6 protein-coding genes are annotated in these 8177 nt (G+C 51.7%); all 6 read right to left on the reverse strand.

All coding sequences use genetic code 11. The annotated features are described in order from the left end of the window. The coding region (locus AACS18_RS23790) for a DUF6531 domain-containing protein (protein ID WP_258228804.1) at positions 1-1617 on the reverse strand (1617 nt) is incomplete at its 3' end. 12 nt (positions 1618-1629) lie between these two features. Then, positions 1630-2544, reverse strand: a complete 915-nt coding sequence (locus AACS18_RS22895; protein WP_258228805.1) for a DUF4123 domain-containing protein — start codon at positions 2542-2544, stop codon at positions 1630-1632. Positions 2545-2550: 6 nt separating this feature from the next. Then, complete coding sequence (locus AACS18_RS22900) at positions 2551-3447, reverse strand: hypothetical protein (RefSeq protein ID WP_146184826.1); 897 nt, start codon at positions 3445-3447, stop codon at positions 2551-2553. 225 nt (positions 3448-3672) lie between these two features. Beyond that, positions 3673-4371 carry an ankyrin repeat domain-containing protein gene (locus tag AACS18_RS22905; RefSeq protein WP_108613402.1) on the reverse strand — a complete coding sequence of 233 codons (699 nt, stop codon included), beginning with the start codon at positions 4369-4371 and terminating at the stop codon, positions 3673-3675. Positions 4372-4448: 77 nt separating this feature from the next. Beyond that, positions 4449-5837: a PAAR domain-containing protein gene (locus tag AACS18_RS22910; RefSeq protein WP_108613403.1), complete on the reverse strand. Its 1389-nt coding sequence runs from the start codon at positions 5835-5837 to the stop codon at positions 4449-4451. 9 nt (positions 5838-5846) lie between these two features. Then, positions 5847-7883 (reverse strand): type VI secretion system Vgr family protein, encoded by a 2037-nt coding sequence (locus tag AACS18_RS22915; RefSeq protein WP_108613404.1) that lies wholly within the window; start codon positions 7881-7883, stop codon positions 5847-5849. Between the last annotated feature and the right edge of the window lie 294 nt (positions 7884-8177).

The raw sequence follows: 8177 nt of genomic DNA on the forward strand, positions 1-8177 counted from the left end.
GCGGGTCAACCGCCACTCGGGGTTGGAGGGGCTGTGTGTCCATTCACCTTCGTCAGGCAGGGTAAAGAAGGCCTGGTTGAACTCGCCATCGGTGAAGATGACCATGCCCTCTTGCAGTTCCAGCGACATGTCCCATTCCGTGCGCCAGAGAGCCCCCAGAATACCCGGACGACGTTGCCCACCCGAGCGGTAGTAACGGGTCAATCCGACCGACAACAAGCTGGCCAGACGCCAATCTTCACGCAGCTCGAACACAAAGCCGGTGGCCATATCGACTGGCTCGCCCTCCGTCTGGCATTTATTGGTACAGTTATTACCATCTGCCTGCCCAGCTTTGGTCTTTTCGACTGATGGTTTACCTGCATCATGTCCATCGCCCTTGTTGCGACCGGCATTAAAGCCTTCTGGCAATTCGGCTCGCCCCTTCGCTCGAGGCGAACCGGTGACACGGGTCACTACCTTGCCAATAAACTCGTCAAACTTCGCCGCGATATAAGCAAGGGAGGCATCAAATTTTGCCGAGAGTTTTTCCAGTGCATGGATAATCCCGGTTATTTGCTCCTTCATCATGGCTATCAACCAGCGATTGCTGGCAGGGTCTAGCAACATTTTCTTCAATGCTGCAATCACCTGTAGCAAGATAGCTTTGGCTTGTTGACCATATGTTGTTATCTGGGAGCGTAGCTTCGTCAACCCTTTAACCAGGTTGCCATTGGACAGACTGCGGATGGTCTTGATGGCAAACTGAATTGACTTTTTATCGCCCAGTTTTAAGGCTTTAATAATGGCCTTGCCACTGACCTTGATGGCATCCCCAAGGCCAGGAATAATGCCAATCAAGCACAATGCACCCTCTGCGAGATGCATATTATCATCCAGCTTTTCCGGTGATTCATAAGTGTCATAACCCCAATCACCAATCGCATACAGGTCGATGACCTGACCGACCACAGGAACAAAACCCAGCAGTACTTCACACACCAAGAGTACCGCTTCATTGCTGCTGGCCTTATCACCCAGCTCGGCAGCGAGACTGTGGTGTATCTTGTTGACCGCCACTTTGAGCTCGCGACTGCCATTATTTATTTTTTTATCCAGCGCCCAAAAACGCTTGTATGCCTGGTTGTACTTATCCGGGACACTATTGAAAACTCCACCGAGCATGCCAACATTATCGACATCCACCTCATCAGCACTGCTGTCTGAATTATCGTATTCAATCAACCCTTGCTGACGCAGGATGAGAAACAGTGTGAAGTATTCACCGGCCAGTGCGGCATAATCGGGATTGGATTGAAATACCGGGTTGTTCTGTAGTGTTTCCTGCGGTTTAAATTCGTCGCTACCTTCTTCCAACAGCAACTCGAAGGGGCCACATCCCATATCACAAATCCGACACAGTCCCTTGCTATCCGTCTTTCCTTTTATGACAGTCTTGTTACTGTCAGTCAGTACAAACGGTGCATTGGGAACAGGCTTCCCATCATCATAGTGATAATGAATAGTGACTTCGCAGCCACATTTCACGCAACCACCAGAGATGATGTTATCGGTTGAGAAGTTTTTCTTGGCTGCTTCATCACTGGATAGCAAATTAGCCGTTTTATTTTTACTCATGATTCCCTCAACCTATCCCTTGTCCAACTCGCAGAGTGCTTGCTCAAATAACCTGTCCATGCGGCTCTGTTGCCCAATCAGTTCAGCTGGTTCTGCCATGATTTTTTTTGCCCAGGGAAGCGCCATAAATCCCGCAGGCATTTCCAGCTTTAGACTCAAGAAGCGAATGACATCCTGCTGATTTTTGAACCCATGGGAGAGCGCCTCTTGCTCACCCTCTTTGATGAAAGAGAACAACTGCTCTGACTGCCACTCCTTCACCACCGGATGATGCACCTGGATATGCGCGACATACTCATCGTGTGCAACGCTCTCTGATAGCGAGTTCAATGCAGTCCACTGTGCAGGTGATAACCGTTGTGGTGCACACCCTGCGAGGTCATGTTCGACCCGGTCAATAAGCTGGAGATACTCACAACTCCCCTCCGGCGACATATCGATGAGGGTGGCAACGGGACCAAACAGCGCAGTTGCCTCAGCAGGAGAGCTTGCCGTCAAGAGAGGCTTAACCACCTGCCAGTCACTGAGCCGCAAGATGGCAGTTTCATCTTCAGGGGTTGTTATCCAGGACCACTGGCGCAGATGTGCCAGCAATGCTTGCAACTGTTGTAGCGGCGTATAGGCCAGCATAAACCAGTCGAGTTGGAGCAGCACTCCCCAGCCTGGTTGATGGGTGACAAGGCGCTGGAGCTCTGGCCAATTTTGTCGATGAACGGGGATGAGGTAGGGGGAGATGGTACTATGCAACGCGCCCGTCTCCCCCCAATACAGCCTGGTCTGCTCAAGGCTACCGCCCCATTTTTCTGCCAAGCCAGGCACAGCCTCGTTGATGGCTGCCTCGGCAAACATGAACAGACCTTGGCCATCCAACAGCGTCTGCCACTCATCATCCCGATACTTGCCAGATATCATCACCTTGTTTGCCATCACGCCTTACGCTCCTTTGTCGTCAGCCTGGCCAAACATCCATTCACGTCGATGGAAATGGGCCCGGGAATCACTGACCAGCGCTGCATCCATCTTGAATTTTTTAATGGCCATCGATAACGAATAGTGAGAAACCAATTTAATAAACTGAGGGTGCCGATAATAATCCGACCCAATAATCCAGCGATGTGCGGACCAGGACTCCCACTCATCCTCAGATGCCGTAGGATACAACTCACTTGCCAAGAGAATACCGCTTATGAAACGCTGCTCCAGCCATGTTATATCCAGTAAAAATGGATAGTATTCACTGGCTCTAACAAATAACGCGCTGGTCAAATGTTGATAACGCGCCTGATTGGTCAGTACGCGATAAACGTCGGTACTCAACCTGTTTTCATACACTTGTGACGATATATTTATGAGCGAGACTGACGTACTGACACACTCAAACTGTGAGGTTGAATAGCATGTATCGACTATCTCGGGAATATATATATCCATAAAAGGAAATTCAAACTGCTGCCTCGTTGATACATCGGTCATTGTCAGCCAAGTTTTTAGCGTAGCCGGTTCATGAAAAGGGAAAAAGACATGCCGCCCATCGGGATAAAAACAAGTATGGCGAAGTAAACACGCTTGCTGCATGCCGTCTATTTCGTCTGCTGCCGTAAACAACACAACGCCCGTATCAGGGTAGTGTTGATGGGATAATAGCCACAACAACAGACTTTCTGTTGCTGAACCTTCTTTTATAGAAAGCAATAGTAATTCAGTAACCGGATAGCACTGCACACCATAGTCATTGGGCAATAGCCGCCACTCTCCCAGGCATTGTCGATACAGGGATTTCCAATAAGTGATGCCACCTTCTAGCCTGCTGAGGTCAATAATGGAATACACATTGGCAGTCTCATTTCGGACTATATCGAATATAGGTAATGACATTAGTACCACTTGTCTAACTATTAAGTTAATTGGCGGTTCTTATCATATCTGAATATGATGAATTGATTAATAATGAGAAGGGCGGTAATGATAATGGGGGCGTCGGTAAAGTCACAAAAAACATTACCTTCAATGTCGAGGTTATAGGGCAGTCTTTCCTGCCCCATTGGTCTCATATCACTATATCTTCTCACCCTTGGCCCAGCGCTCGCGCACCTCGGCAGGCGTCGGTGGGGGAAATTCCACACCTTTGTCAATCAAAAATTGTTTTACCTTAAGAGCCCAAGGATACTGAGGAGAGGACTTATCCATCAGTGACAAGCTATCTTCTACCGAGAAAGCCAAATCAGACCCCCCGCTGTCCCTCACCTTATAATCGGCACCATTCTGCAACAACCAATAGACAACCTCATACTTATCAATATATGCGCCATATAGCGCGCTATTACGGCCAGGACCGTCGGTCAGATTAAGATCTGCACCACGTTTCACCAATAACTTGATATCAGCCCAGCGCGTCTCTCCGATGGCATTAAATATTGCGGGGACACCGTTCTCCCCCAACGAATTAGGATCTCCGCCTGCATCCAATGCGACCTCCAGAAGTTCTGGATATTTGGAACCCGCAACAGAGCTCACAATATTTTCACCGAATCCATTCTTATAGTTGGGATCGGCACCTACTTTAAGAGCCAGTTTTACAGCCCTGTAATCCTTAGTCTCATAAACTAACCAGAGTAGTGGTGTTAACCCTTCCTCTCCCTGGATATTGAGATTGACACCTTGCTCAATCTGACGACGGGCTGCGGCTTCATCACCACGTTGGATAGCGTCCAGCACTTTCACTACCGGGGCGGGGAAAAACTCACTGGCTTGCATACTTTTTCCTCCAACTTGGCATGCCGATAACAAACCCAGCACTCCTACGCAAAGTACTTTCAAACGAGAAACCCATATCATTTTACTCCTCCAAGTTTGCTGGTAATAGTGCCGATATCCTCACTCTTCTGCGCTTCAATCCCGGCAATCACTTGCTCCATACCATGGCGAGCGACGGGGTTTCCCCCTTGCGAGGGCAAGGGTAACATCTTGCCTGCAGCAGGGGGGAGCGCCCCCCCTGCTAACAGCATTCCCCCCAAGGCACCACCAACCGCCGCACCGCCTGACCCGCCCAATGCACCGCCAATCCCGGCAAACAGGGTAGGCACTGCCAGTTTCCCCACTCCTTGCACCATGGTAAGCACCTCACCGTCTACTGCCTGGGTTGTGATCAGCTCACCTACTCTGTCCAGAGGCAGACCCCCTCTACGACTCACCGTATTGGCATGTAGTCCAGCGGCGTTAAAGGTATAACCGGGCAGTCCTGTAGCACCAACCCCCGCGGAGGCCAATCCTCCCCCTAATGAATGTCCTACGGCAACCAACGGGGATGAAGGTGAAGCAACCGTCCGTTTGACCTGCCGCGCCAAATCCATTGCCTGATTGTATTGCTTTGTTTCAGAGCCTATTCCTTGAGCTCCATTGGTCATCCAGTCCAATCGACCGGTGACTGCATTGTTGGTGCCCCGATAGGTGAGCATGGTCTCGTTATTGATGGAGGATTTGAACAAAGCGGCACCAAATCCTGTCGTTTTATTCGTAAATTCCGCTTTTTCCAGGCCAGGTATTTTCTTGGTATCTACCTGAGAAAGGCCAACAGGAGCCGTAGGCAAGCCAGTTCGCGCACCGCGATTAAATTCATCAACGGCATAGACATACTGCGCAGCCTCAGCACGCAGAATACTGTCATTGTTAAAGCCCAGACGTTTACCTGCATCTGCCAATCCCGGCACCTTGGCGGCACGCTCGGATAATTGTTTACGCGCCTGATAGCGCAGCTTGCGCTGTGCCTCGGTCAAAGTTTTTTCCACCTCTGGCAAGGCGACGGGAGCTGCCCACTCAAGCAGTGTTTGCCAGGGCACCAGCATGGGCGAGAGCGCCAACAAGGGCAGCCGTTTTTTGGCTGCTTGCTCAGCGCAGCGCTTGGCCGGTGATTGATAGGGGGTATCCCCGATGACCACATTGCCACTGCCTGCCGCAACAGAGCCACCACAGCCAATGGCATCGCCTACCCTTGCTGCCGCCTTACCGTTGATAAACACGTTGCTGGAGCCACCAGAGATGGCGCGACTATGAATGCCATGAGGCATGTTGGGACAGGGGCAAGCATGGAGCAACACGGCATCCCCTTTACGTGCTGCTGGCTTGCCATTGATGATGACATCGCCACTACCCGCAATAATGGGGGTCGCCGGAAAACAGCCATGACCGGCACAGCTATCACCTAATCGGGCAGCACTTGGCATAATAACTCCTTAGCGACGATCCGGGGCATCCGGCAGGGTGGGCTTATTGGGGGCTTCCGGTTCGATGGCGACCGGCGCCGTACCAGCACCGGGTGAGCCACCATCGTTGATCTTGACCACATTGCCCGAGATGGTGACTCCCGCATCATCAAGCTTGATAAAACCACCGGGCCCCTTGATGGTCAGTGCCTGTCCCGCCTCCAGCACAATGTCTGTGGCTTTGAGATAGCTGTCTGAACCCACCACTACTCGCTGATGTGCCCCCACGACCAACTCTTCCCCACCAGAAATAGAGGTCTGGCGGCTACCATCCAGATGAGTGATCTCGCCCCCACCGATAAATCGCTTGAATGAAGCCATCACTTTTTGCACAAAGTGGCGGCCGATCAGCTGGTGATGATCCTGCCCAATTTGTTCAACATCATCTTGCGCTATCGTGCGATGGCTGTGGCGGTCCACCCGCTGGAACTGGTCCTGGTTGACTGTCAAATGCTGATCCAGTCCCACGCTTTGGCGATGAATATGGTTGATGACCACATCCATGTCTTTTTGGGCATGGATGTAAATCTGCTCTCTCGACGCTTCATCTTCAAAGCGCAGCTCATTGAAGCCTTGGCCCTTATGTGTGTCGGTTCGCAGCAGTGTCCGTGTTTTATGTTCGGGCAATACATAGGGGGTTTGGTTGGTGGCGTGATAAGTCCGCCCTGTCACGATGGGCTGATCCGGATCTCCTTCGAGGAAGCTCACTATCACTTCGTGACCGATACGCGGCACCGCCATCATGCCATATTGGCCACCCGCCCAACCTTGGCTGACACGCACCCAACAAGAGCTCTGGTCGTTGCTGGCACCATAGCGATCCCATGGGAACTGCAGCTTGATCCGGCCATATTTGTCGCAATAAATCTCTTCACCGGAAGGCCCCACGACTGTGGCAATTTGGGGACCATCTACCATGGGTTTATGTGGTAAGAGCGGTCGCCAGGTTTGCAGCGCTTTCACAACCGAGAACTCATTGGTCACCGTTGTCGCACCATCGCCGCCTTCTTCTTCCAGTGCTTGGGGCTGCTTGCCGGTATGAACAATGCTGACGATTTGCCAATCGGTATTCAACGCTGCATTTGGGTGCTCACTCAATGCAAAAGTCTGGCCCGGCAACAGCGCCGCACAGTTTGATTGGCCTCGACTTGCCATGGCATCCCTGCGCAGTGCATCAAGCCGATACTGGGTAAACGATTTGCCACTGGGGTCTTGCTTGAAGCGCCCAGGGTAGTCGAAGTGCTGGTAGGTATCGCGCTGATGTTCCAGCTCGGCCCCCATCTTCTTGTGGGACAAGGCATAGGCCGGGGTCTTGAAGCTGTAATCCTTGAGTTCAACTTCAGCCTGACGCACTGCTTCTCGATAGTGGAACTGACGAATGTAAGGCCCTTGCTCTAGTGAGCGGTTGCCCAAATTGAAGAAGAGCGCAGGCCCATCGGTGAGCGCTGCGGCATCGTCTGCAAACACGAGACGATGCTTGCCAGCTTCAAACTCATGAAAGTAGAACATCCCCTCTTCTGCGGCGAGGCGATTAATGAATTCAAGGTCAGATTCCCGGTACTGTACGCAGTACTCCCGTTGCACATGAGCATGCTTGAGTGCAAAGGCGTAGTCGGTAATGCCGTGCTCTTGTAGCAGGGCGCCGATGATCTCTTCCGGCTTTTGGGCCTGGAAAATACGGGCATTATGACGCAGACCCAATCGCCACAGCACAGGTTTGACTTCCATGCTGTAGCGCGTTCGGCGAAAACCGCTGTCGCCTTGTTCGAACTGACTCACCACACCGTTCACACGTCGCTGCAACTCGCCGTTGTACCACACCAGCAACTCACAAGGTTGATCCAGTACCGCACCAAAATCGATATCCGGCTGACTACTCGCCAGTTGCAATGAAAGGGTGAACGGATCGCTTAATGCCTCATGCAACGTAAAACTTGCCACAACAAACGTGGTGGCAGGCAGTGCGCCCACCTTCACGGTGAATTGCAATCCGGTCTGATTAGCCATGATATCTCCCTATCACCTCTCGAAACTGCGCCAGAAACCTGTCAAAACACCACGCTACCGCCCTCTCCGGTACACAAGCGGTCACCAAAGATAAGTAGCATGACGGGTAATACGATGTGTGTGTCTGCATAACAGAACACTCCTTATTGCTTTGCCATCCCTCCGCACTCACCGGCAGGGCGCCAAACCCCAGCAGGGGGATGGCAAAACAGAAAAGCTCCAGCCAACCCGTTGGCCAGGCTGGAGAAAATGCACAGTACAAGAAGCCGGTTGAACAACCGGCTCAAAGACACA

The sequence above is a fragment of the Aeromonas sp. HMWF015 genome, assembly GCF_963878965.1.
Classification (GTDB): Bacteria; Pseudomonadota; Gammaproteobacteria; order Enterobacterales; family Aeromonadaceae; genus Aeromonas; species Aeromonas veronii.

Coding starts and splice junctions, on each gene's coding strand:
- AACS18_RS22895 (WP_258228805.1), bottom strand. CDS start 2,544: ATGGCAAACAAGGTGATGATATCTGGCAAGTATCGGGATGATGAGTGG.
- AACS18_RS22905 (WP_108613402.1), bottom strand. CDS start 4,371: ATGCAAGCCAGTGAGTTTTTCCCCGCCCCGGTAGTGAAAGTGCTGGAC.
- AACS18_RS22910 (WP_108613403.1), bottom strand. CDS start 5,837: ATGCCAAGTGCTGCCCGATTAGGTGATAGCTGTGCCGGTCATGGCTGT.
- AACS18_RS22915 (WP_108613404.1), bottom strand. CDS start 7,883: ATGGCTAATCAGACCGGATTGCAATTCACCGTGAAGGTGGGCGCACTG.